The organism is Streptomyces sp. NPDC023541, assembly GCF_055559995.1.
Window position 1 is genome coordinate 537,514 of sequence record NZ_JBVHJO010000002.1, and the last position, 22,092, is coordinate 559,605.

Annotated in this window: 17 protein-coding genes and 1 pseudogene; 9 read left to right on the forward strand and 9 right to left on the reverse strand. The window is 72.2% G+C overall.

The window, feature by feature from the left end; translation table 11 throughout:
• Window positions 1-10 precede the first annotated feature (10 nt).
• Window positions 11-2,080, reverse strand: a complete 2,070-nt coding sequence (locus tag ACZ3X1_RS06530; RefSeq protein WP_467277227.1) for a PIG-L family deacetylase — start codon at window positions 2,078-2,080, stop codon at window positions 11-13.
• A 344-nt stretch (window positions 2,081-2,424) separates the two neighbouring features.
• Here ACZ3X1_RS06530 and ACZ3X1_RS06535 point away from each other — a divergent pair, with 344 nt between their 5' ends.
• Together ACZ3X1_RS06535 and ACZ3X1_RS06540 are read left to right on the forward strand one after the other, a co-directional pair.
• Window positions 2,425-2,829, forward strand: coding sequence for a transposase (locus tag ACZ3X1_RS06535; protein WP_467277229.1), 405 nt, complete (start codon window positions 2,425-2,427; stop codon window positions 2,827-2,829).
• A 119-nt stretch (window positions 2,830-2,948) separates the two neighbouring features.
• Window positions 2,949-3,191 (forward strand): annotated as a pseudogene (locus tag ACZ3X1_RS06540) (IS5/IS1182 family transposase); the annotation flags it as partial.
• Between the two features lie 144 nt (window positions 3,192-3,335).
• On the opposite strand, the gene ACZ3X1_RS06545 reads toward ACZ3X1_RS06540, so the two are convergent.
• On the reverse strand, window positions 3,336-3,635 hold the full coding sequence (locus ACZ3X1_RS06545) for a DUF6506 family protein (RefSeq protein WP_356815694.1): 300 nt from the start codon (window positions 3,633-3,635) through the stop codon (window positions 3,336-3,338).
• 185 nt (window positions 3,636-3,820) lie between these two features.
• Complete coding sequence (locus tag ACZ3X1_RS06550; protein WP_467277232.1) at window positions 3,821-6,910, reverse strand: PIG-L family deacetylase; 3,090 nt, start codon at window positions 6,908-6,910, stop codon at window positions 3,821-3,823.
• Between the two features lie 190 nt (window positions 6,911-7,100).
• Here ACZ3X1_RS06550 and ACZ3X1_RS06555 point away from each other — a divergent pair, with 190 nt between their 5' ends.
• Window positions 7,101-10,088: a bifunctional [glutamine synthetase] adenylyltransferase/[glutamine synthetase]-adenylyl-L-tyrosine phosphorylase gene (locus ACZ3X1_RS06555; RefSeq protein ID WP_356812139.1), complete on the forward strand. Its 2,988-nt coding sequence runs from the start codon at window positions 7,101-7,103 to the stop codon at window positions 10,086-10,088.
• 109 nt (window positions 10,089-10,197) lie between these two features.
• Here the strand turns inward: ACZ3X1_RS06555 and ACZ3X1_RS06560 are convergent, their stop codons facing one another.
• The gene (locus ACZ3X1_RS06560) at window positions 10,198-10,974 is read right to left on the reverse strand and encodes a CAP domain-containing protein (protein WP_467277237.1); all 777 of its coding nucleotides are present in this window, start codon (window positions 10,972-10,974) and stop codon (window positions 10,198-10,200) included.
• Window positions 10,975-11,699: 725 nt separating this feature from the next.
• Here ACZ3X1_RS06560 and ACZ3X1_RS06565 point away from each other — a divergent pair.
• Window positions 11,700-12,215, forward strand: coding sequence for a hypothetical protein (locus tag ACZ3X1_RS06565; RefSeq protein WP_467277239.1), 516 nt, complete (start codon window positions 11,700-11,702; stop codon window positions 12,213-12,215).
• Between the two features lie 24 nt (window positions 12,216-12,239).
• On the opposite strand, the gene ACZ3X1_RS06570 is transcribed toward ACZ3X1_RS06565, so the two are convergent.
• Window positions 12,240-13,130: a helix-turn-helix domain-containing protein gene (locus tag ACZ3X1_RS06570; RefSeq protein ID WP_467277242.1), complete on the reverse strand. Its 891-nt coding sequence runs from the start codon at window positions 13,128-13,130 to the stop codon at window positions 12,240-12,242.
• A 463-nt stretch (window positions 13,131-13,593) separates the two neighbouring features.
• Window positions 13,594-13,959 carry an ATP-binding protein gene (locus ACZ3X1_RS06575; RefSeq protein ID WP_467277244.1) on the reverse strand — a complete coding sequence of 122 codons (366 nt, stop codon included), beginning with the start codon at window positions 13,957-13,959 and terminating at the stop codon, window positions 13,594-13,596.
• Between the two features lie 110 nt (window positions 13,960-14,069).
• Here ACZ3X1_RS06575 and ACZ3X1_RS06580 point away from each other — a divergent pair, with 110 nt between their 5' ends.
• Genes ACZ3X1_RS06580 through ACZ3X1_RS06595 form a run of 4 tightly spaced genes read left to right on the forward strand, consistent with a single transcriptional unit; the run spans window position 14,070 to window position 16,769 of the window.
• Window positions 14,070-14,918 (forward strand): helix-turn-helix domain-containing protein, encoded by an 849-nt coding sequence (locus ACZ3X1_RS06580; RefSeq protein ID WP_467277598.1) that lies wholly within the window; start codon window positions 14,070-14,072, stop codon window positions 14,916-14,918.
• The gene (locus tag ACZ3X1_RS06585; protein ID WP_467277247.1) at window positions 14,915-15,172 is read left to right on the forward strand and encodes a DUF397 domain-containing protein; all 258 of its coding nucleotides are present in this window, start codon (window positions 14,915-14,917) and stop codon (window positions 15,170-15,172) included. The genes ACZ3X1_RS06580 and ACZ3X1_RS06585 overlap by 4 nt, the downstream gene beginning before the upstream one ends.
• The gene (locus ACZ3X1_RS06590; protein ID WP_467277250.1) at window positions 15,169-16,272 is read left to right on the forward strand and encodes a hypothetical protein; all 1,104 of its coding nucleotides are present in this window, start codon (window positions 15,169-15,171) and stop codon (window positions 16,270-16,272) included. Before ACZ3X1_RS06585 ends, ACZ3X1_RS06590 begins: the two co-directional genes overlap by 4 nt.
• Window positions 16,269-16,769 carry a GNAT family N-acetyltransferase gene (locus ACZ3X1_RS06595; protein ID WP_467277253.1) on the forward strand — a complete coding sequence of 167 codons (501 nt, stop codon included), beginning with the start codon at window positions 16,269-16,271 and terminating at the stop codon, window positions 16,767-16,769. The genes ACZ3X1_RS06590 and ACZ3X1_RS06595 overlap by 4 nt, the downstream gene beginning before the upstream one ends.
• On the opposite strand, the gene ACZ3X1_RS06600 is transcribed toward ACZ3X1_RS06595, so the two are convergent.
• The 3 genes from ACZ3X1_RS06600 to ACZ3X1_RS06610 form a co-directional block, all read right to left on the reverse strand.
• On the reverse strand, window positions 16,766-17,656 hold the full coding sequence (locus ACZ3X1_RS06600; RefSeq protein ID WP_362627207.1) for a phosphatase PAP2 family protein: 891 nt from the start codon (window positions 17,654-17,656) through the stop codon (window positions 16,766-16,768). The two genes, ACZ3X1_RS06595 and ACZ3X1_RS06600, sit on opposite strands and share 4 nt — an antisense overlap.
• A gap of 74 nt (window positions 17,657-17,730) precedes the next feature.
• Window positions 17,731-18,771 carry a LacI family DNA-binding transcriptional regulator gene (locus ACZ3X1_RS06605; protein ID WP_030659145.1) on the reverse strand — a complete coding sequence of 347 codons (1,041 nt, stop codon included), beginning with the start codon at window positions 18,769-18,771 and terminating at the stop codon, window positions 17,731-17,733.
• Between the two features lie 26 nt (window positions 18,772-18,797).
• Window positions 18,798-20,591, reverse strand: a complete 1,794-nt coding sequence (locus ACZ3X1_RS06610) for a glycoside hydrolase family 13 protein (protein WP_467277259.1) — start codon at window positions 20,589-20,591, stop codon at window positions 18,798-18,800.
• A gap of 222 nt (window positions 20,592-20,813) precedes the next feature.
• On the opposite strand from ACZ3X1_RS06610, the gene ACZ3X1_RS06615 reads away from it, so the two are divergent.
• Window positions 20,814-22,085 (forward strand): extracellular solute-binding protein, encoded by a 1,272-nt coding sequence (locus ACZ3X1_RS06615; RefSeq protein ID WP_362627201.1) that lies wholly within the window; start codon window positions 20,814-20,816, stop codon window positions 22,083-22,085.
• The last annotated feature ends 7 nt before the right edge of the window (window positions 22,086-22,092 follow it).

Below are 22,092 nucleotides of genomic sequence, written 5' to 3' on the forward strand. Positions count from 1 at the left end.
GGCCGGCCCTTCAGCGGACTGCGCGGTGCCAGGTGGGGCGGGTGGGGGGCGCGGGGGTGGTGGAGGTGTGGAGTTCGGCGTCCAGGCCGAGGACCGTCGTGGTGGTGGTGCCGTCGGGTTCCTGGACGGCCGCCGGGGCGCCCGCGAAGAGCATGCGGGACTCCGCCCAGGCCGGCGGCCCGCCGAGGCCCGAGGTGCTGACCGTGCCGCTGTCCGCGCGGCCCGCCACGTGGCGGCCCGCCGCGCCGACCGCGCCGTAGCCGGCCCGGCCGCCCGCCTCCGTGACGCTGGAGACCTGGGGCCGGGTCGCCGGCCCCGCGGTGACCACGGCGGTGCGCACCACCCCCGAGTCGGGCCGCCGGAAGTACAGGCGGACGCCCCCGCCGTCCGGGGACGCCGTCAGCGGGACCGTCGTGGCCGGCAGGCCCGTCGGCGAGGGCCCGCGCAGTGGGCCGTCCGGGTCGGCCTGGGTCCAGGCCAGCACTGACGTCGTGGTCGTCGCGTACACGTGCCGCCGCCCGGCGGAGTCGACCGCCGTGACCGGGTCGCTCTGCAGGTCCTCGCCGCCCAGCCGCTGCCAGGGCGAGAACCCGCCGTCCGGCTGCTGAACGACGGCGCGCAGCGTGCGGCGGGAGTCGCGGAGGTAGACCGTGAGCAGGCCCCGCCCGTCCACGCCGACCGCGGGCGCGCTGATCGCCGAGGTGCCGTCGTCGTCGCTCTTCTCGGGGGTGCCGAGCGACTGCCACGCGCCGAACGCCCCGTCGGGCGCGACCTGGACGGCGTACACGACCTCGCGCCGGTAGTCCGCAGGGGCGGGGCCGAGGACGGTGCGGGTGGCGAGGACGGCGACGCGGCCGTCGGGCAGCCGGGCGGCGGTCGCGCCCGGGTCGATGCCCGTGCCCGCCAGGAAGACCGGCTTCTCCCAGGCGCCGCCTGCGGCGCGCGTCCAGTAGGCCATGCGGCCGTCCAGCACCGTGAACGCCCAGAGGCGGCCGGGCGTCCCCTCCGTCAGCCAGGACGCGTTGTCGGCGCGGGTGTAGCGCAGCGACTGGGCCCAGTTGCGCCCGGTCGGGTTGCCCGCGACCTTGCGGTCGCCGCATCCCGAGGGGCTGCCGCAGTAGTCCTGGTGGTCCTGCCAGGCGTAGGTCCGCAGGTAGCCGGTCTTCGTCTCGGCCGTCTGCGGGTCCAGCGAGTGCGGGAGCGTGCTGTTGTGGTAGCCGAGGTAGCTCTGCACCGAGAAGTGCGGGCGCCGCTGCACCTGTTGGGCGTAGGCGGCGGTGGCGGCCTGCACGAAGCGGGCGCCGTACATGTGGTCCTGGTGGTCGGTGTAGCGGCCGTTCTCGCCGTACCGGCCGGGCGTCGGGTCCTGCATCCGTACCGTCGTGGGCCGGTACTGCTCCAGGACCCCGGCTATCGCCTGTATCAGCTGGTCCTTCGTGTACGAGAAGCCCTGCTTGACCGGGGTCCCGGTGGTCAGCTGGGACTCCAGCGCGGGTATCCGGCCGTTCCACAGGCCGCGCAGGCTCTCGGGGGTGTCCTCGCCGGTGCTGCGGGCCTCGCGCAGCATCAGCCACACCAGGTTGACCTGCGGCTTCGCTATGAGGACGTCGACCTCGGCGCGGCCTCCGCCGGCCGTGGGCACGACCGTACGCCGCCACGCGCTGGTGCGGTCGCCGGTGGCCATCTGGGCGTAGGCGGAGCGTATGCCGTTCTGCCGGGCCTCCGCGTAGTGGGCGCGGTCGGCGGGCTGTTCGGGGTCCTTGGCGGCGTTGCCGTGCGCCTCGTTGCGGCCGTCGGACTCGCCGGACGTGAGGTACGCGGTGGTGACCTGGGTGCCGGAGACCAGGGAGCGGCTGAGGTCGGGGTTCATGAAGAACAGGTCGTCGTCGGGGTGCGCGACGAGCTGGACGACCGACCCGGAGGTGACGCTCGCGGGCTGGACGACGGTCGGGTTCTTCTCCTGTGCGGTCCCGGCGGCGGTCTGCTGGCCGGAGGCCACGGAGAGTACGGAGAGCACGCCGGTGGTGCCGGCTGTCAGCACGGTGAGCAGGGCCGCGAAGCGGCGACGGGTCACGGGCATCGGGCACGCCTTGGGGTCGTTCCGGGCAGGAGAAAACACTGAGCAGTCAGAGAGAGTCCGAATCGGCGAACTTGGTTCACCGAAGCGGCCGATGACTCCTGCTTTCCGGAGAAGACCGGGTAAGTGCCGCCAAAGTGGAGGCAATTCGTCCGGTCCGGGCGTGGCGAGGGTGTGGAGTGCTATGGGGTGATATGGGGTCGCGTGGCGGAAGTCGGTCCGGGCTGCGGAGATCGCGCCGCGCTACGGAGATCGCGCGGCGGGGAACGCGCCGCGCTACGGAGAACGCGCCGGGCTGGGGCCTGTCCGACGGATCATGTGACCTGTCCCGGATTCAAGTCGTTGGCATGTTCACGGGGCGGGGAGATCTCACGAATGAGGAATCGTCGCGGCTGAAGCGGCATCTGCCGAAGTGCGGCCAGCGGGGGGGGGGGGGGGGAGATTCATCGCAGGGTGATCAACGGGATTCTCTTCCGACAGCGCGCACAGGGGTGCCGTGGCGGGATCTGCCTGCGCGTTTCGGCAAGTGGAAGACTGTCTACGAGCGGCACAGGCGCTGGTCTGCGGACGGCACGTGGGACAGGATCTGCAAGGCCGTCCTGGCCGACGCGGACGCGACGGGCTGCATCGACTGGTCGATGGTGAGCGTGGATTCAACGTCCTGCCGCGCTCACGAGAACGCCGCCGGAGCACGCAAGAAGCCACCCCGGGTTCCGGGAAGACGGACGCCCCGGCAGCACCGCCCCCGATGAGGGGCTCGGACGCTCCGGGGTGGGCTGACATGCAAGATTCATCTGCTTGGTGAGGGGGTCGCCGGCCTCTCGCCTTCCTCGTCACGCCGGGTCAGTGGGGCGGCGCACCGCAGCTCGTTCCCGTGATGGAGCGTGTCCGTGTCGCCCGCCCGGACGGTGGGCGCCCCCGGACCCGGCCCGATCATCTCGGCGGTGACAAGGCGTACTCATCCCGGCGGAACCGCCGCTACCTGCGCCGACGCCAGATCAAGCACACCATCCCCGAACCGAAGAACCAGCGGGCCAACCGCCAGCGCGGCGGCAGCAGGGGCGGCCGGCCCACCGGCTTCGACACGACGATCTACCAGCGCAGGAACGAAGTGGAACGCACCATCAACGCGCTCAAGAACTCCCGGGCGGTCGCGGCGAGATACGACAAGAGGGCCTACATCTTTCACGGCACCGTCACCGTCGCAGCCGTTCGGCCCTGGCTCCGGTCCCTATCGGAGCGAAGGAGCTGGCACCCGTCACGAGAAAATGGCGTGCACCTGATCGACCGCCTCGGGTCCGTAGCCGACCGCGCCCACGGGGACTGCGCCGTTGATCGCCTCGATCACACGCCCGGCCCATACCGGCCCGAACCCCCCGCACAGTTCAATCAGCTGCACACCCTCGTCCACCAGGCGGCGCGCGGCCTCGATGCCCTCCTCGGGCTTCTCCACCCCGACGAACACACTGCGGCACGTACCCGTGTCCACGACGCTGACATCGCCACCTGCCGCGCTGCCGTCCGCCGTGTAGATGAACCCCCAGTGTGTGAGCGCCATACGTATCGACCTCCTGTGATCGTCAGAGCCACCAGCCAAGCAGAGCCAGGGCGGGAATGGCCTGGAACGGAGACAAGCCGTGAGTGATCTACGCCGCACTCCGGATGCCCGCACCGTCCGAGTACAGCAACACGGCCCGCTAGCGCATGATCCGCCGGACAGCACCTAGGGGAGAACGCGCCGCGCTACGGAGCCGCGTTGCGCGGGCCCACCGGCTGCCACGGCGCCAGGTACGCGTCCGGGGCGTCCGCCGAAGAGGTCACGTACAGGCGGGCGTCGAGCCCCACCACCGCCAGGCTGACCATGTTCCTCCCGGTCATCGTCGACGACGGCGCGCCGACGAACATCAGCGGGGACCGCCCCCACGGACGTCCCGGCCCGACCTCCGAGCCCAGCTGTCCGCCCGCCGCGCGGCCCGCCAGCACGTGCCCGCTCGCCGTGACCGAGCCGAAGCCGTTCAGCCCGCCGAGGTCGGTCATGTGGTTGACCTTCAGCCCGCCGTCGGCCGTCAACAGAGCCGTACGGACGTTGCCCGAGCCGGGCTTGCGGAACCACAGCCGTACCCCGCCCTCGCGGCCCTCCGCCGTCAGCGGGAGCGTGGTGTCGGGCAGCCCGGTGGCCGTGGCCCGGCCCAGCGGGGCACCCGGCTTCGGCTGCGCCCAGCCGACGACCGTCTTCGACGTCGCGGACAGCACCATGCGCCGCCCCGCGCCGTCGGTCGCGGTGACCGGAGCGCCGTGCAGGTCCTCGCCGCCGTGCTTCTCCCAGGGGCCCCAGCCGCCGTCGGCCTGCTGCACCCGGCCGCGCAGGCCGTACGCGCCGTCGCGGACGTACGCCGCCAGCAGGCCGGTGCCGTCGACCGAGACGGCCGGCGCGCTGATGTCGGAGGTCCACGTCTCGTCCGCGGTCTCGGGAGTGCCGAGCGACTGCCACTCCCCGAACCCGTCCGCCCCGGGCTCCTTCTGCACCGCGTGGACGACCTCGCGCTTGTAGTCGGCGGGCCGCGCCCCGAAGGAGGTACGGGTGCCGAAGACCGCGATGCGGCCGTCCTTCAGCGTCACGGCGGACACACCGGGGTCCATTCCGGTGCCGGGCAGCAGGTCGGGGCCGCGCCAGGCGCCGACCGGGCCGGGCCGGTGCCAGACGGCGACCTGGCCGTCGAGCACCTTGAAGGCCCACAGGCCGTGGTCCTTGTCGGAGGTCAGCCAGTTGGTGCCGGTGCCGCGGGCGTAGTTGATGGAGTCCGTCCAGCGGTTGCCCGCCGGGTGGTCGGAGACCTTGAGGTCGCCGCAGCCCGCGTCGCTGCCGCAGTGGTTCTGCCGGTCGAGCCAGGCGTAGGTGTCGAGGCTGTCGAGCTTCTCCTTCGCCTCCTGCGGGTCCAGTGCGCTGGGGAGGGAGCCGTTGAAGTACCCGACGTAGTTCTGCACCGCGAAGTGCGGACGGTCCTTGACGTCCTTGGCGTAGGCGGCCGTGGCCATCTGCACGAAGCGGGCGCCGTAGAAGTGGTCCTGATGGTCGGCGTACTGCTTGGTGTCCGGGTACCGGCCGGGGGTCGGGTCCTGGAAGCGGACGGTGGTCGGCGTGTACTGCTCCAGCACGCCGACGAGGGTCTGGACGACCTGGTCCTTCGAGTACGCGAACCGCTGCTTGACCGGGGTGCCGGAGGAGAGCATCGACTCCAGACGGGCGACCTTGCCGTCCCAGAGGCCGTGCAGGCTGTCGGGCACGTCGGCGTAGCCGTGGCCGGCCTCGCGCAGCTGCAGCCAGACCAGGTTGACCCGGGGGTTGGCGACGAGGACGTCGACCTCCGCGTGGCCGCCGCCCTTCGTCGGGACGACGGTGCGCTTCCAGGCGCTGCTGCGGTCGCCGGTGGCCATCTTGGCGTAGGCGGCGCGGATGCCGTTCTGGCGGGCCTCGGCGTAGGCGGGCTTGTTGGGTGCGGTGGTCGCTCCCTTGGCGGGGGCGGCGTTGACGCCGTCGGCCTCGCCCGCGGTGAGGTAGACGGAGGTCACGGGGTGGCCGGCGGATATGGAGTAACGCAGGTCGGGATTCATGAAGTACAGGTCGTCGTCGGGGTGCGCGACGATCTGGACCACGCGGCCGGGGTCGGGTACGGCGCCGGCCGCCAAGGGTGCGGGGTCCGGACCGTGCGGGGCTGCGGGGGAGCCGCCGCCCAGGCCCTCGACGGCTGTGCCGGCCCGGAGTACGAGCATGCCGGCGGCGGCGACGGCGGCGCAGAGTGCGACGGCCTTGACGAGGCCGGCCCACCGGTGGTTCCGCTGCGGGCCCTGCCCGGCCGCGCCCCCGCCGCCCCGCCGCCGCTGCGCCCGCGGCACGGCCCCGCCTCCGCGAGCCGCCCTGCGGCTGCCGCCGCGGCCTGGGGCCGAGGCGGACGCCTCTGCGCGCCCGCGAGCCTGGTCGGTGGCCCGGGCTTCGCGGGCCAGCCGTGCGGCCTTGCGGCCGGCCGCTGTGCCCTTGCGGCCGTCGGCCGCGCGTGCGGGGCCGTCCGGTGCCCCGGCTTCGCCGGCCAGCCGTGCGGCCCGGCGGCCGCCGGCCGGATCCGGGGCAGCGGTGGTTGTCCGGGCGGGGCCGGGAGTGCCGTCGGCGGCTGCGGCCGTGCCGGCTTCGCGGGCCAGCCGTGCGGCCTTGCGGCCTCGCGGGGCGCGCGGCGCCTCCGCTTCGCGGGCGAGCCGTGCGGCCCGGCGGCCGCCCGCCGGATCCGGGGCAGCGGTGGTTGTCCGGGCGGGGCCGGGAGTGCCGTCGGCGGCCGCGGCCGTGCCGGCTTCGCGGCCGTCGGCAGGCGCCCGGGAGGCGGTGGGCGGTCCGGCGGTTTCGGCGTCGGCCGGGTGGCGGGGTTCGGGGAACCCCGGGTGCTGGAACTCGTAGGCCTGCTGCGGCAGGACGGGAGCGTCTGTCCGCTGGAATCCGTCGGTCTGCTGAGGCAGGAAGCGCGCGTGGGGCTCGTGGAACTGCTGCGGCTGGTGGGGCCGGTCGTCCGCCCCGCCGGTCCAGCCGCTCCACCCGGCCTGCGGGGCATGGTGAAACTCACGTACGGGCTCGGGGTGTTGATGCTGGTGGGGCAGGTGGGCTTGGTGGTACTGCTGGGACTGCGACTGCGACTGCGACTGCGACTGGGAATCCTGGTTCCACGCGTACTGCCCGTACTGCCCGAACGGCTCGTACTGCACGGCCTGTCCGTACCGGTGCGTCGGATCAGGGTCCGGGCCCGGGGCTCCGCCCGCCGGGGGGCCGGGGCGGGGGTGTCCGTCGGACATGGGGCTCCTCGTGGCCGGTCGGCGGGGAGCGGGCCCCATCACGCGATAAGTATTCAGATAATCCGATAATCCACGCCATGGTACGTCCCGGTGAGTCGAACGCCTGCTCCGGCTAGGCTCGACCCAGGCAGGTCAGGGCAGTGCAACGAGAGCCAAGGCAGTGGCAGCGACGACCGCGGGAGGCGGCGGGATGACGGTCCCGGGACGCAGGAGCAGCACCTTCATCCGGCTGCTCCGCAGCGGTTTCACCGACCCCTCCGCAGCCGCCCGGCTGCTCGACGCCGGCGCGCTCGCCGCCGTCCGCGCCGATCCCGTGCTGCTCGACGCCCTCGGGGCGACCGCCGATCCCGACCTGGCCCTGCGCGGGCTGGTCCGGCTCGCCGAGGCCCAGCCCTCCGGCGAGCTCCCCGGGCTCCTCGACACCCTCGTCAGCGCCAAACCCCTCCGCGACCGCCTCCTCGGCGTGCTCGGCGCCTCCGAGGCCCTCGGCGACCACCTCGCCCGCCACCCCCGCGACTGGATCGGCCTCGTCACGTACGAGGCCGCCGACCTGCACCCCGGACTCCCCGAGTTCGAGCGCGGCCTCGCGGACGCCCACGACCCCGTCGCCCTGCGCGTCGCCTACCGCCGCTGCCTGCTCTCCATCGCGGCCCGCGACGTCTGCGGCACCATCGACGTCGCCCAGACCGCCGCCGAGCTCGCCGACCTCGCCACCGCCACCCTCCGCGCGGCCCTGCGGATCGCCACCGCCGCCGCCCCCGAGGACGCGGCGCTCTGCCGCCTCGCCGTCATCGCGATGGGCAAGTGCGGCGGCAACGAGCTCAACTACGTCTCCGACGTCGACGTGATCTTCGTCGGGGACGCCGTCAACGGCACGGACGAGGCCAAGGCCCTCCAGGCCGCCACCCGCCTCGCCTCCCACCTGATGCGGATCTGCTCCGAGACCACCGTCGAGGGCACCATCTGGCCCGTCGACGCCAACCTCCGCCCCGAGGGCCGCAACGGACCCCTCGTCCGCACCCTCGCCTCCCACATGGCCTACTACCAGCGCTGGGCCAAGACCTGGGAGTTCCAGGCGCTCCTCAAGGCCCGCGCCGTCGCCGGCGACGAAGCCCTGGGCGCCGCCTACATCGACGCCATAACGCCCCTGGTCTGGCAGGCGGCCGAACGCGAGAACTTCGTCCCCGACGTCCAGAAGATGCGCCGCCGCGTCGTCGACAACATCCCCGCCGCCCAGGTCGACCGCGAACTCAAGCTCGGCCCCGGCGGCCTGCGCGACGTCGAGTTCGCCGTCCAGCTCCTCCAGCTCGTCCACGGCCGCAGCGACGCCACCCTGCACTCCCGCACCACCCTCGACGCCCTCCACGCGCTCGCCGCCGGCGGCTACGTCGGCCGCGCCGACGCCGCCCAGCTGAACGACGCGTACCGCTTCCTGCGCTCCATGGAGCACCGCATCCAGCTCTACCGGTTGCGCCGCACCCACCTCGTCCCCGAGGACGAGAACGACCTGCGGCGCCTGGGCCGCTCCATGGGCCTGCGCACCGAACCCGTCGCCGAGCTCAACAAGGCCTGGCGCCGGCACGCCTCCGTGGTGCGCCGCCTCCACGAGAAGCTCTTCTACCGGCCGCTGCTCGACGCCGTCGCCCAGCTCACCCCCGGCGAGACCCGGCTCTCCCCGCGCGCCGCCGGCCAGCGCCTCGAAGCCCTCGGCTACGCCGACCCGGCCTCCGCCCTGCGCCACCTCGAAGCCCTCGCCTCCGGCGTCACCCGCAAGGCCGCCATCCAGCGCACCCTGCTGCCGGTGATGCTGGGCTGGTTCGCCGACTCCGCCGACCCGGACGCCGGCCTGCTGAACTTCCGCAAGGTCTCCGACGCCCTCGGCAAGACCCCCTGGTACCTGCGCCTGCTGCGCGACGAGGGCGCCGCCGCCGAGAACCTCGCCCGCGTACTGTCCGCCGGTCGCCTCGCCCCCGACCTGCTGATGCGGGCCCCGGAGGCGGTGGCCCTGCTCGGCGACCCCGAAGGCCTGGCGCCACGTACGCACGAGGCCCTGGTCCAGGAAGTCCTCGCCGCCGTCGGCCGCGCCGAGAACCCGGAGACCGCCGTCGCCGCCGCCCGCGGGGTGCGCCGCCGCGAGCTGTTCCGCACCGCCGCGGCCGACATCATCGGCTCCTACGGTACGGAGGACAGCCCGGCCGAGGAGGACCACGGAGCCCTGGTCGACCGGGTGGGCGGGGCCGTCTCCGAGATCACCGCGGCGACCATCGCGGGCGCCCTGCGCGCCGCCGTGCAGTCGCAATTCGGCGACACCCTGCCCACCCGCTTCGCCGTCATCGGCGTCGGCCGCTTCGGCGGCCACGAACTCGGCTACGGATCCGACGCCGACGTCCTCTTCGTCCACGAACCCCGCGAGGGCGTCGACGAGCAGGAGGCCGCCAAGGCCGCCCAGACCGTCATCGCCGAGATGCGCAGGCTGCTCCAGCTGCCCACCGCGGACCCGCCGCTGCTCATCGACGCCGACCTGCGCCCCGAGGGCCGTTCCGGCCCGCTGGTGCGCACCCTGGCCTCCTACGCCGCCTACTACCGGCGCTGGTCGCTGACCTGGGAGAGCCAGGCGCTGCTGCGGGCCGAGCCGGTGGCGGGCGAGGAGGAGCTGGGACGCCGCTTCATCGAGCTGATCGACCCGCTGCGCTACCCCGCCGAGGGACTCGGCGACGACGCGGTGCGCGAGATCCGCCGGCTGAAGGCCCGTATGGAGTCGGAGCGGATGCCGCGCGGCGCCGACCCGACCCTGCACACCAAGCTGGGCCGCGGCGGTCTCAGCGACGTCGAGTGGACCGTGCAGCTGATGCAGATGCGGCACGCCCATGCCGAGCCGGGCCTGCGGACCACCCGGACCCGCGAGGCCCTCGCGGCCGCCCACGCGGCCGGGCTGATCCCGACCGACGAGGCGCAGATCCTGGACGAGGCCTGGGTGCTGGCGACCAGGGTCCGCAACGCGGTGATGCTGGTGCGGGGCCGCGCCGGGGACACCTTCCCGTCCGAGGCCCGGGAACTGGGGGCGGTGGGCCGCTACCTCGGCTACGCCGAAGGCACGGTCGGCGAGCTGCTGGACGACTACCGCCGCATCACGCGCCGCGCCCGCGCGGTGGTCGAGGAACTCTTCTACGGAGGCTGACCAGCCTTCTGCCGCCCGGCGGCCGGGGGCCGTGGGCCGTGGACACGGAACAGCGGAGCGCGGACCCGGGGAAGGGTCCGCGCTCCGCTGTTCCGTAGTGGCGCGGGCGTCAGCGGGCCGTGCCGAAGTCCTGGGTCCAGTAGTGGTTCGGCTGGGCGAGGCCGATGCCGATCTCCTTGAAGGAGCAGTTCAGGATGTTCTCGCGGTGGCCGGGGCTGTTCATCCAGCCCTCCATGACCTTCTCGGGCGTGCTGTAGCCGTAGGCGACGTTCTCGCCGTACGTGCTCCACGCGTAGCCGGCGCGGGTGATGCGGGCGCCGGGGTCCGAGCCGTCGGAGCCCGTGTGGGACATGTTGCTGTTGGCGGCCATGTCCGCGCTGTGGTCCTGGGCGGCCTTCGTGAGCTTCGCGTTCAGGGTGACGGCCTGGCATCCGGCAGCGGCGCGCTCCTGGTTGACCAGGGCGAGGACGGCGGCGACGGAGCCGGAGGCGGCCGGCGCGGGCGAGGTCTTCGGCGGCTGGGGCGCCTGAGGCTTCCTGGGGAGCGGCGGCTTCGCGGGCTGCGGCGCGGCCTGCGGCGGCTGCGCCTGCGAGGGCGGCGCCTGCGGCGGCTGCGCGGGCTGGGAGGTCTCCGCGACCGGCTGCTCGGGCGCCGGTGAGCTGCTCGGCGCCGTCGGGACGTCCACCGGAACCGTGGTGTTCGGGACGGCCGTGGGCACGTACTGCCACGGGCGCTGCGCCTGGTGGCTCACCGTGCGCGTCCGGCCGGTGTCGTCGCCGCCGGTGTCGAAGCAGGCCATGGCGGCCGTGGGGACACCCACGATTCCGAGAGCGCTGACGCCGATGATTATCTTCCGGTACTGCTTCTTCTTCCGATGCTTCTGCATGCGTGACCTCATTCGGTGATCGCGAAGCTTCCGGCGCCGGAACTGCGGGACGCCGGAATGGTCGACATTCTTAGAAGCCCGCCATTGGCCTGGCAAGTTTCCGTTTCGCGCTCACGCGGAGGATTCGGCACGCCGCTTGAAACGGGCCGTTGATCGTGCATGGTCACGATCAGGTCACTTGCACAACCATGTGATGTGTCTTCAGGAGCGGCCGTGACCAGGGAAGTAGGGGGCAGGTCAGGCGGCAGCCGGGATTCCGTTCCCGTAGGTGAGGGGAATGTCGAATCCAAAACGGACAAATATCGAAATGTCGATGGGCTGGCGCGCCGGGGAAGCCCTCCGGCGCTGGGGTTCGTGTCGTGACGCATGTCACGCAACCAGGTGCCGGACCGCGGCGTCGGGGCCCGTGCCCTGACGGGGGCGGTCCAGGGCGCGGCCCAAGGCGAGGTCCTGGCTGCGGGGGAAAGGGCCCGGCGGAGGGTGCCGGAACAACCTGCCCGCATTCTCCGCGGACCATTCGGAGGAATTGACGGGGCCCGGAAAAGATCAGGACGACGGTCGGCATGATCGGCCCGTAGCAATTCCTTCGCGCGACTGTGCGTGTTCGTGCCTACAGGTGGTTGCAGGCGCCGAGCCGGTCCGGCCGCGGTAGGGGTACTGCCGTGACGCAGAAGAAGGACAGGGCCGGTGACCAGACGAGCGAACGTCCGAGACAGCGGAGCGCCGTGACCGCCACGACCGCCGCGCTCGCCGGAGCGCTGATCGGCGCCCTGGCCGGTCTGACGGGAAGCACGCTCGCCTACTTCGAGGCCAAGGACACGCGCCGGGAGGAGGCCCACGCCCGCCGTTCGGACATCCGCCGGGCGGCCTACGTGGAACTCGCGGCGGCCGTGAACGAGTACCTGCAGCAGGCCACCCAACTGCTGAGCGTGAGCCTCGACCCCACCAAGACCCCGCAGGAGAGGCGGCGCCAGTTCGAGGGCGGATACGCGCCGGCCAACACGGACCTCTCCCGGGCCCTCACGACGGCGCGCCTCGTGGCACCGTCCGAAGGGCGGCGGGACCTGGCGGCGATCGACACCCGCTCCGCGCGCGTGGGGGAGCTGGCGACGGACCGGTACGCCAAGGGCCCCGAAGGTGTCGACCTGGCGAAAGCCGACGCCGAATTCGCCGAGGCGGTGAAGGCGCAGCTCGCCGCACTGCAGTCGTTCATGGACCGGGCCGCCGACGAATCGCTGTAGCGCGCGGGCACCGCACCGCAGGGTTCAGGCGACGGCGGTGGCCGTCCCGCCCGTCGGCGGCGCGTAGCTCCGGCAGCGGCCGGGGGTGGGGGAGCGGAAGGCGAGTTCGCAGCCGTCGCATGTGCGGAGGGGGTGGACGGTACGGTCCGGGCCGGCCGGGTGGGGTGTCCAGGGGTGGTCCGGCAGGCGGGGCGGCAGCAGTTCCCGCAGGCGGTGGGCGAGCAGCGCGGCGGGGGAGTGGATCGGCGGCGTCGGCAGCGAGCGCGTGAGAGCCGCGGTCACGGCGCTCGGGGTCAGTCCGCGCTCCAGCCAGACGGCCGCGGCGGGCGCCAGCCGTACGGTGTCGCGCTCGGACAGCAGCAGCCGCGGATCGCGCAGGCGCAGCCGGGCCAGCAGTTCCCGCGCCGCCAACTCGACCTCGGACGGAATGGGTTCGGGCGCGAGTGCGCCTGCGGGCGCGGGCTCCGGGCCGGGCTCGGGCTCCGCTTCGGGCTCCGGATCCGGGTCCCGTCGGGGGACGGGCTTCGGCTCGGACCGCTGGGACGGGATCCGCCGCTCGCGGGTGGCGTCGGCCATCGCGGGCGGGTTGTTGTACGACACCGTGCAGGTCACGACGCGGCCCGTGGGAAGCCGCTCCTGGAAGCGGGCCAGGTAGCCGTGCCGCTCCAGCTCGCGCAGGGCGGTGGCGATACGGACCTCGCCCTCCGGGAAGCGTTCGGCGAGGGCCTTGATGGTCACCTTGGAGCCTGTCGGGAGCGACTGGATGTGCGTGGCCAGGCCGATCGCCGCCATGCTCAGCTCGCGGTGCTGGGCGAGATGGTTGCCGATCTTGACGTAGCCGCGGCGGTGGTCGTGGTTGACGTGTCGGATCCCCGACGGGACGCGCACAGGCGCGCTAAGCTGCTGGTCAGCCATGGGGAAGGTGCTTCTTCCGCTGTGGTCAGGCCCTCGACCGGGATTGCCGTCCCGGCCGGGGGCCGAATGCGTTTTGGGGTTGTCGGGATTCAGAGTGCCCGGCGAATTGCCCTGCCCGCCAGCTCGGTTGGGGTGATTCACCCGACCGGGTGAGAGGGGAGGGGGAGGTATGGAAGGTCATTTCCCCCGGTTATTGGTCTTTAGGCGTCGTGCGGCACCGGATATTGATCCACCGGGTCGTGGAAACCTCGATCCGGTGAAATCGGACTCGCCAGATCCATTTCCGCCCACACCGTCTTCAGCGGTGCCGGCCCTAAGGGCTGTCCCGTAATCCCCGGTGGATCAGCGCGCGGCGTCAGACGCGGTGCATCGCAAGGCGGAGGAGCGTGCTGATACTGGGCGTATCCGGGCGTTCCGACAACGCGGCGAGGTGCCGTGACTGTCGTCGTGCGCCCGCCGGGGATTACGGGACAGCCCTTAGATCCGTCCCCCACCGCACGGCGAGCGCGGACACCAGCACCAGTCCCCGCCCCGACTCCGCCTCGGCGTCCGGTGCGCCGCCGGTTGCGAGCGGCCCGAACTCCCTGCGAGTGTCGGACACTTCGATACGCAGCGTAGGCCCCGGCGCGAGGCGCAGCGCGAGCCGGAAGTCCCGCCCGCTCACCCTGCCGTGGGTCACGGCGTTCGCGGCGAGCTCGGCGACGACCTGTGCCGCATCCTCGAACGGAAGCTTTCGCTCCGTGAGTTGGTCCACCCCGAGCGCGCGTGCGGCGCGGGCTCCGCGCGGGGTGGAAGGGAGCGTGGCGACGAGGGAGATTTCCTGATTCACGTGACTCAGCGTGGCCATCCGTGCGTACGCTGAACAGAGTTGAGGGCGCTGTGTACGACGGCTGTCCAGGGCGGTCCGGTGGTGTCCTCGCGGTCCAAGGGGAGGCGGATGTGAACACGGACGGCGCCGACGAGTCGAGCTGGGAACTCGACCCGGAGGACGAGTCGGGGGCGGTCATCGCCACGGTGGGACGCCAGCTGAAGATGTGGCGCGAGGCGGCAGGGCTCGACCGGGCGAAGTTCGGTGAGGGGATGGGATACGGGGCGAACCTGATCTACAAGATCGAACGCGGAGCCCGTATTCCGCGCCCGGAGTTCCTGGACAAGGCGGACGAGGTCCTTGGGGCGGGCGGGAAAATCGCCGCGATGAAGGCCGACATCGAAAGGGCCCGCTATCCCAAGAAGGTCCGGGATCTGGCCAAGTTGGAATCCGAGACGGTCGAGATCGGCGCGTACGCCAACATCGTCGCGCATGGGCTCCTGCAGACGGAGGAGTACGCCTGTGCCCTGTACGGGCTCCGGCGTCCCGCCTACCCCGAGGAGGTGGTCGAACGCCTCGTCGCCGCTCGCATGGACCGTCAGAAGGTTCTCCGCCAAACCGCGGCCCCGTTGCTCACCGTTGTGCAGGAAGAAGCGGTGCTTCGACGGCCCATCGGGGGCAGGATGGTGTTGCGCCGCCAACTGGAGCACCTGCTTGAGGTGGGCAGGCTGCGGCACGTCGAAATCCAGGTGATGCCCACGGCCGTCGAGGAGCACGCCGGTCTCGCCGGATCGCTCCAGCTGATGCGTCTCAGGGATGGAACGACGGTAGGACACAACGAAGTTCAGCTGGTCAGCCGTTTGATCACTGACCCCAAAGAGGTCCAGGTCCTGGACATGCGCTATGGCATGATCCGAGCACAGGCTCTGACGCCTCGGGAATCGCTGGCGTACATCGAGAAGGTACTGGGGGAGACATGAGCATCAAGCCGTCGGGCGAGGGCCTCTCCGCACTGAAGTGGGTGAAGAGCAGCTACAGCACCAACGACGGGCCTGAGTGCATCGAGGTCGCCTGGACCAAGAGCAGCTACAGCGCCAGCGACAGCAACGAGTGCATCGAGGTCGCCCACACCCCCGGCACGGTCCTCGTCCGGGACTCCAAGCGTCCCGAGGGCGCGCGCCTCGCCGTCGGTCCGGACGCCTGGAACGGGTTCGTCGCTCACGCCGCCGCGTGATCCGACTCGCGGAAGCCATCAAGGCTGTCTTCCGCCACCGGCGGCCCGAGCCGTGGTGCTGGGCGGTCGTGGTCGAGGCCGCCTGCGACGGCACGCACACCAGCCGGGACGCCGATCAGGCGGTGTCGCAGGCCGGCCCTGCCGTCTCCGCGCACGCCGACCTGATCGCCGAGTCCCTCGGCCGGGGCTCCGTGTACCGCGACAACGTGCTCGCGCTCGCCCTTGCCGGGATGGGTGACGTCCGGGCGCTGCCCGCCCTGCGGCGCCTCGCCGACGACAACCGCCTCCCGGGGGACCGTCCCCGCGTACGCATCCTGGCCGCGTTGCCCGCCGCGGAGCTGCTCCCCGTGGTGCGGCCCGCCCTGCGGCGCGAGCCGGAACGCACCGCCCTCCTGGAACTCCTCGCACTGTGGGGACCTGCCGCCGCGCCCGCCGTGCCCGAGGTGATGCGGAGCCTGGATACCCCGTACGCCTACGACGCCCTGCGCGCCCTCGGGCGGATCGGCCCCCCGGCCGCGGTCGCCGCCGACCGGCTGGCCGCGTACGCCACCGGTCGTGACCCGGGAGCCGGCCGCCCCCACACACGCCTGGCCGCCTGGGCGCACTGGAAGGTGACCGGCGACCCGACCCTCGCCCTCGACGTGTGCGCGGCGGTCGTGCGGTCGGGGACGGCGAGCCACGGCCTGCCCTTCCTCGCCGACCTCGGCCCCCTGGCCGCGGCGCACGCGGACCCCGTTCTCCGCATGACGGAATCGGCCGGCGCGTGGACGCGGGTCGCCGCCGCGCACGCGTACTGGCGCATCACCGGGGACCCCGCGCCCGCGATACCGGTTCTGCTCGCGGAGGTGGACCCGGCATGGACGGGCAGCCCGGCCATGCCGGTGCGGGAAGCCGTCCACCGCCTCGGAGGGATGGGAGCCCCGGCCGGTTCGGCGGCGTCCCTGCTGCGAGGGCTCCTGGCGCGGGAAGAACGGCTCAGCCGGCCCTTCGCCGGGGTAAGGATCCTCGCCGACCAGGCATATGTCCGCACGCTCACCGAGGCCCTGGAGAGGATCGCCCCGGGCGATGAGGCGGCCCCGCTCAGAAGGTGGTGGAAATGAAGTTCACGGTTCGTCGCGCTCGCCCATACGACGGGGACGTCCTCGGCGAGATCCACGCCGCCGCCTGGGAGGCGGCGTACGCGCCCTTCTTCGATCCTGGGTTCGCCGCGGACGGGGTCGCGAGCAGGCGTACCCGCTGGCACGCACGGCTCGCGCAGCAGGACTCCGCGATCCTGTTGGCCGAAGGGGACGGCCGTCCGGTGGCCATGTCCGCCTACCGCTCGTCCCCGACCCGGCCGGGCCTGGCCGAGATCCTCTCCTTCTACAGCCACCCCGACAGCTGGGGCAGCGGCGCCGCGGCCGCGCTCATGGCGGGAACGCTGGAGGAGCTGAGCGGCGCGGGGTTCGCCCGGGCGCACCTGTGGACGCTGCGCGACACCCACCAGTCCCGGCGCTTCTACACCAAGGCCGGCTTCACCGAGAGCGGCGCCACCCGTAGCCACGACTTCGGTGACGGGCGGCCACTGACCCAGGTCGAATACGAGCGCACGACCTAGGCGCGGGTGCGGAAGCGGTTCAGCATCTGCGCCGCGGGGTGCGGGCCCGTGTGCTCGGGGTGGCGGGGCAGGCGGTGCGGCATCGCGCCGTACCAGGTGCGCGAGACGGTGTAGCCGAAGGCCAGACAGATCATGCCGCCCACGGCGTCGAGCCAGAAGTGGTTGGCGGTGGCGACGATGACGACGAGGGTCGCCGTGGGGTAGAGCAGGCCCAGGATCCGGGCCCAGGGGGCCGAGGCGACCGCGAAGATCGTCAGGCCGCACCACAGCGACCACCCTATGTGCATGGACGGCATCGCAGCGTACTGGTTCGACATGTGCTTGAGGTTCCCGGAGGCCATGGAGCCCCAGGTGTGGTGCACCAGCACGGTGTCGATGAAGTCCTGCCCGTTCATCAGCCGGGGCGGCGCGAGCGGGTAGAAGTAGTAGCCGACCAGGGCGACGCCGGTGGTGGCGAAGAGGACCAGGCGCGTGGCGGCGTACCGCCCCGGATGGAAGCGGTAGATCCACACCAGCACGCCGATGGTCACGACGAAGTGGAGCGTGGCGTAGTAGTAGTTCATGCCCACGATCAGCCACGTCACGGAATTGACGGCGTGGTTGACCGACTGCTCGACGGCGATGCCGAGGGTCCGCTCGACACTCCAGATCCAGTCGGCGTTGGCGAGGGCGATCGACTTCTGCTCGGGCACCGCGTTGCGGATCAGCGAGTAGGTCCAGTAGCTGACCAGAATCAGCACGATCTCGAACCAGATCCGCGGTCGGCGCGGGGCGCGCAGCCGGGAGAGCAGGGCGCGGTCGGACTCCGGGCGGGTCTCGGTCTCGACCACTTCGGGTGAGGAGACGTCCGTCCGGGTTTCCAGTGTCTTCACGCTCGATTCACCCATGGGGAGAGAGTCTGCCAGATGAGCTCTCGCCTCCGATCATCCCCCGGGACGGTCTTCGGCGCAGCCGGTCCGCCTCAGGTACGAGACGGGCCGCGCCGCTGACCGGGGCCCGAGGCCGTGGAGCCGCGCACCACCAGTTCCGGCAGGAACACGAATTCACTGTGCGGGGCCGGCGTACCGCCGATCTCCTCCAGCAGGGTCCGCACCGCCGCCTGCCCCATCGCCTGCACGGGCTGGCGGATGGTGGTCAGCGGCGGGTCGGTGAACGCTATGAGCGGGGAGTCGTCGAAACCGACGACGGAGACGTCCTGCGGCACCCGCAGTCCCTGCTGGCGGGCCGCACGGATCGCACCGAGCGCCATCATGTCGCTCGCGCACACCACTGCCGTGCAGCCGCGCGAGATCAACGCGGAAGCGGCGGCCTGGCCGCCTTCGAGCGAGTAGAGGGAGTGCTGGATCAGTTCCTCGGTCTCGGCCTCGTCCAGGCCGAGACGCTCCTTCATCCCGGCCCGGAAGCCCTCGATCTTGCGCAGCACCGGCACGAACCGCTTCGGTCCGACCGCGAGGCCGATCCGGGTGTGGCCGAGCGCGGCGAGGTGCGTGACGGCGAGGTGCATTGCCGCACGGTCGTCGGGGGAGACGAAGGGGGCCTGCACCTTGTCGGAGAAGCCGTTGATCAGGACGTAGGGGACGCCTTGGCCACGGAGTTGGTCATAGCGCCCCATATCGGCCGTGGTGTCGGCGTGCAGGCCGGAGACGAAGATGATCCCGGAGACGCCGCGGTCGACGAGCATCTCGGTCAGCTCGTCCTCGGTGGACCCGCCGGGCGTCTGCGTGGCCAGCACCGGCGTGTATCCCTGGCGGGTCAGCGCCTGGCCGATGACCTGGGCGAGCGCCGGGAAGATGGGATTGTCCAGCTCGGGTGTGATCAGTCCGACGAGGCCGGCGCTGCGCTGGCGCAGCCGTACGGGGCGTTCGTAGCCGAGCACGTCGAGCGCGGCCAGCACGGATTCGCGGGTGCCCGCGGCCACACCGGGCTTGCCGTTGAGCACGCGGCTGACTGTGGCTTCGCTGACCCCCGCCTGGGCTGCGATGTCGGCTAGCCGTGCGGTCACGGGATTGGACTGTACCGGCCGCCACGTCAAAATGCCCACCACGTGCACGAATCCGGGGGAAGACGGACGGTGCGGCCGTCGGTCTCGACGGGGGCGCTGGAGAGTACGGGGCGACCGGGCGCGGGGAGTTCGACGGGCTCCGGGCGGGTGTTGAGGGTGCAGGCGAAGCCGGGGCGGGTGAAGAGGAGGACCCCGTCGGGGGAGGGGAGCCAGTGCATCCCGCGGGGGTCGGGGGACGCGCCGGCCTCGGGGGCGCCCAGTCCCGGCATGGCGCGGCGCAGTTCCAGGGCGGCGCGGTAGAGCTCCAGCGTGGAGTGGGGGTCGCCGGTCTGGGCGGCGACGCTGAGGCCGGCCCACTCGGGGGGCTGCGGCAGCCAGCTGCCGCCGGGCCCGAACCCGTACGGGGGCTCGGCCCCCGCCCACGGGAGGGGTACGCGACAGCCGTCACGCAACCCGTCCTGCCCGTCCGCCTCCGGCGCGGTCGGCAGGTCGGGCGCGGGCGCGGTCCCGGTCGCGGCCTGCGGACCGGCGGCGGTTTCGGCCTCCGGCCGGGTGGGGGTGTGGGCCTGTGGTGCGGGGTGGTCGCCGGCGCGCGGGGCGATGACGGTCGGGCGGCGGACGCGGCGGAAGGCCGGGTCCTGGCGGCATTCCGGGGGGAGGGCGGTGACCTCCGGGAGGCCCAGTTCCTCGCCCTGGTAGAGGTAGGCCGAGCCGGGCAGGGACAGCATCAGCATGGCCGCGGCCCGGGCTCGGGCCAGGCCCTGCGCCCCGCCGCCGTAGCGGGTGACATGGCGGACGACGTCGTGGTTGGACAGCACCCACGTGGTCGGGGCGCCGACCGAGGTGGTGGCGGCCAGGGACTCGTCGATCACGGTCCGCATCGCCGCCGGGTCCCAGGGGCAGTTCAGGAAGCGGAAGTTGAAGGCCTGGTGGAGCTCGTCCGGGCGGACGTACAGGGCGAGCCGCTCCGAGGACGGGGCCCACGCCTCGGCGACCCCGATGCGCGCCCCTTCGTAGGAGTCGAGCAGCCGGCGCCACGAGCGGTGGATCTCGTGGACCCCGTCCTGGTCGAAGAACGGCAGCGGCTCGGTGCCGATCAGCGTGGCCTGGGCGCCGCGGCCGATGTCCGGCAGGCCGTCGGCCTTGACCATGCCGTGGGCGACGTCGATGCGGAAGCCGTCGACGCCGAGGTCGAGCCAGAAGCGCAGGACGGAGTCGAACTCGGCGGCGACTTCCGGACGGCTCCAGTCGAGGTCCGGCTGCTCGGGCGCGAAGAGGTGCAGATACCACTCGCCGTCCGCGACGCGGGTCCAGGCAGGGCCGCCGAAGACCGACTCCCAGTCGTTCGGCGGGAGGCTCCCGTCCGCGCCACGCCCGCGGCGGAAGAGGTAGCGCTCCCGAGCCCGCGGCTCCCCGGCGAGCGCGGCCCGGAACCACGGGTGCTGTTCGGAGGTGTGGTTCGGCACCACGTCGACGATGACCCGCAGCCCCAGCCCATGGGCCGCCCGGAGGAGGTCCTCGGCGTCGGCGAGGTCGCCGAAGAGCGGGTCGACGGCCCGGTAGTCGGCGACGTCGTAGCCGCCGTCCGCCTGCGGGGAGGCGTAGAACGGGGTGAGCCACACGGCATCGACCCCGAGGCGGGCGAGGTGGGGGAGGCGGGATCGGACGCCGCGCAGGTCGCCGATCCCGTCACCGTCGCTGTCGGCGAAGGAGCGTACGTACACCTGGTAAATGACGGCATCGCGCCACCAGTCACCGCTCGCAGCCGCGGCGTTGCTGTAAGCGCTTGCAAGGCCGACGGCCGTCGACTCGTGGGTCATATCGGGGTCAACGCGGCTACTACCCCCCTGGTTGCGGGCTCGGACAGTCGAACGTGCCTCGAACTAACAGCAAGCTGCGGACACCGTCCGGACACACGGATGTAACGATCGCCTCCGCTTGCAGAAAGTTTGCGCAAGCCCTTTCGGTCCTCTTTCAGTCTTGTTACGTTCCTGGCAACTCGGGACCGCGAGGGCGCGGCCGGGATCATCGAAGGAGTTCATATGCGGCGTGGCATAGCGGCCACCGCGCTGGTCGCGGCCCTGGCGCTCGCGGCGACGGCTTGCGGCGGTGACGACAAGGGCAACGGCGGGACCGACGCCGGCGGCGAGCTTTCCGGCACGGTCACGTGGTGGGACACCGCGAACGACGCCGAGAAGGCCAGCTTCCAGAAGATCGCCGAGGGGTTCACGGCGAAGCACCCGAAGGTCACAGTCAAGTACGTCAACGTCCCGTACGGCGACGCGCAGAACAAGGTCAAGAACGCCTTCAGCAGCGGCTCCGACGCTCCTGACGTGATCCGCGCCGACGTCGGCTGGGTCGCGGACTTCGCCTCCCTCGGCTACCTCGACGAGGTCCCGGCGGACATGGCGAAGAAGGTCGACAGCGAGTTCCTGCCGCAGGCCGCGGCCAGCGGCAAGTACGAGGGCAAGACCTACGCCGTGCCGCAGGTCATCGACACCCTCGGCCTCTTCTACAACAAGAAGATGCTCGCCGACGCCGGCGTCCAGCCCCCCAAGACGCTGGCGGAGCTGAAGACCGCCGCCGAGGCGATCAAGGCGAAGACCGGCAAGGCCGCCCTCTACCTGCGCGGCGACGACTCCTACTGGTTCCTCCCGCTGATCTACGGCGAGGGCGGCGACCTCGTCGACGCGAAGAACAAGACGGTCACCGTCGACAACGAGGCGGGCGTCAAGGCCTTCAAGACCGCCCGCGACCTGGTCGCCTCCGGTGCCGCGGTCACCAACGCCACCGACGGCTACGCCAACATGCAGACGGCCTTCAAGACCGGCGAGGCCGCCATGATGATCAACGGTCCGTGGGCCGTCGCCGACACCTACGCCGGCGACCAGTTCAAGGACAAGGCCAACCTCGGCATCGCCGCCGTCCCGGCCGGCTCGGCCAAGGCCGGCGCCCCGCAGGGCGGCCACGACCTCGGCGTCTACGCCGGCTCGAAGAACCGCGCCGCCGCCCACGCCTTCGTCGAGTACATGACCTCCCAGGAGGTCCAGGTCCAGTCCGCCAAGGAGCTGAGCCTGCTGCCGACCCGTACCGCCGCCTACGAGCAGCCGGACGTCAAGAGCAGCGAGATGGTCCAGTTCTTCAAGCCGGCCGTCGACAAGGCCGTCGAGCGCGCCTGGATCCCGGAGAACGGCTCCCTCTTCGAGCCGCTGAAGGTCGAGTACACCAAGGCGATCACCGGGGCGTCGAGCCCGGAGGACGCGGCCAAGGCGGCCGGCATCGAGTTCCGCAAGATCCTCAAGGGCTGGAAGTAACGAAACG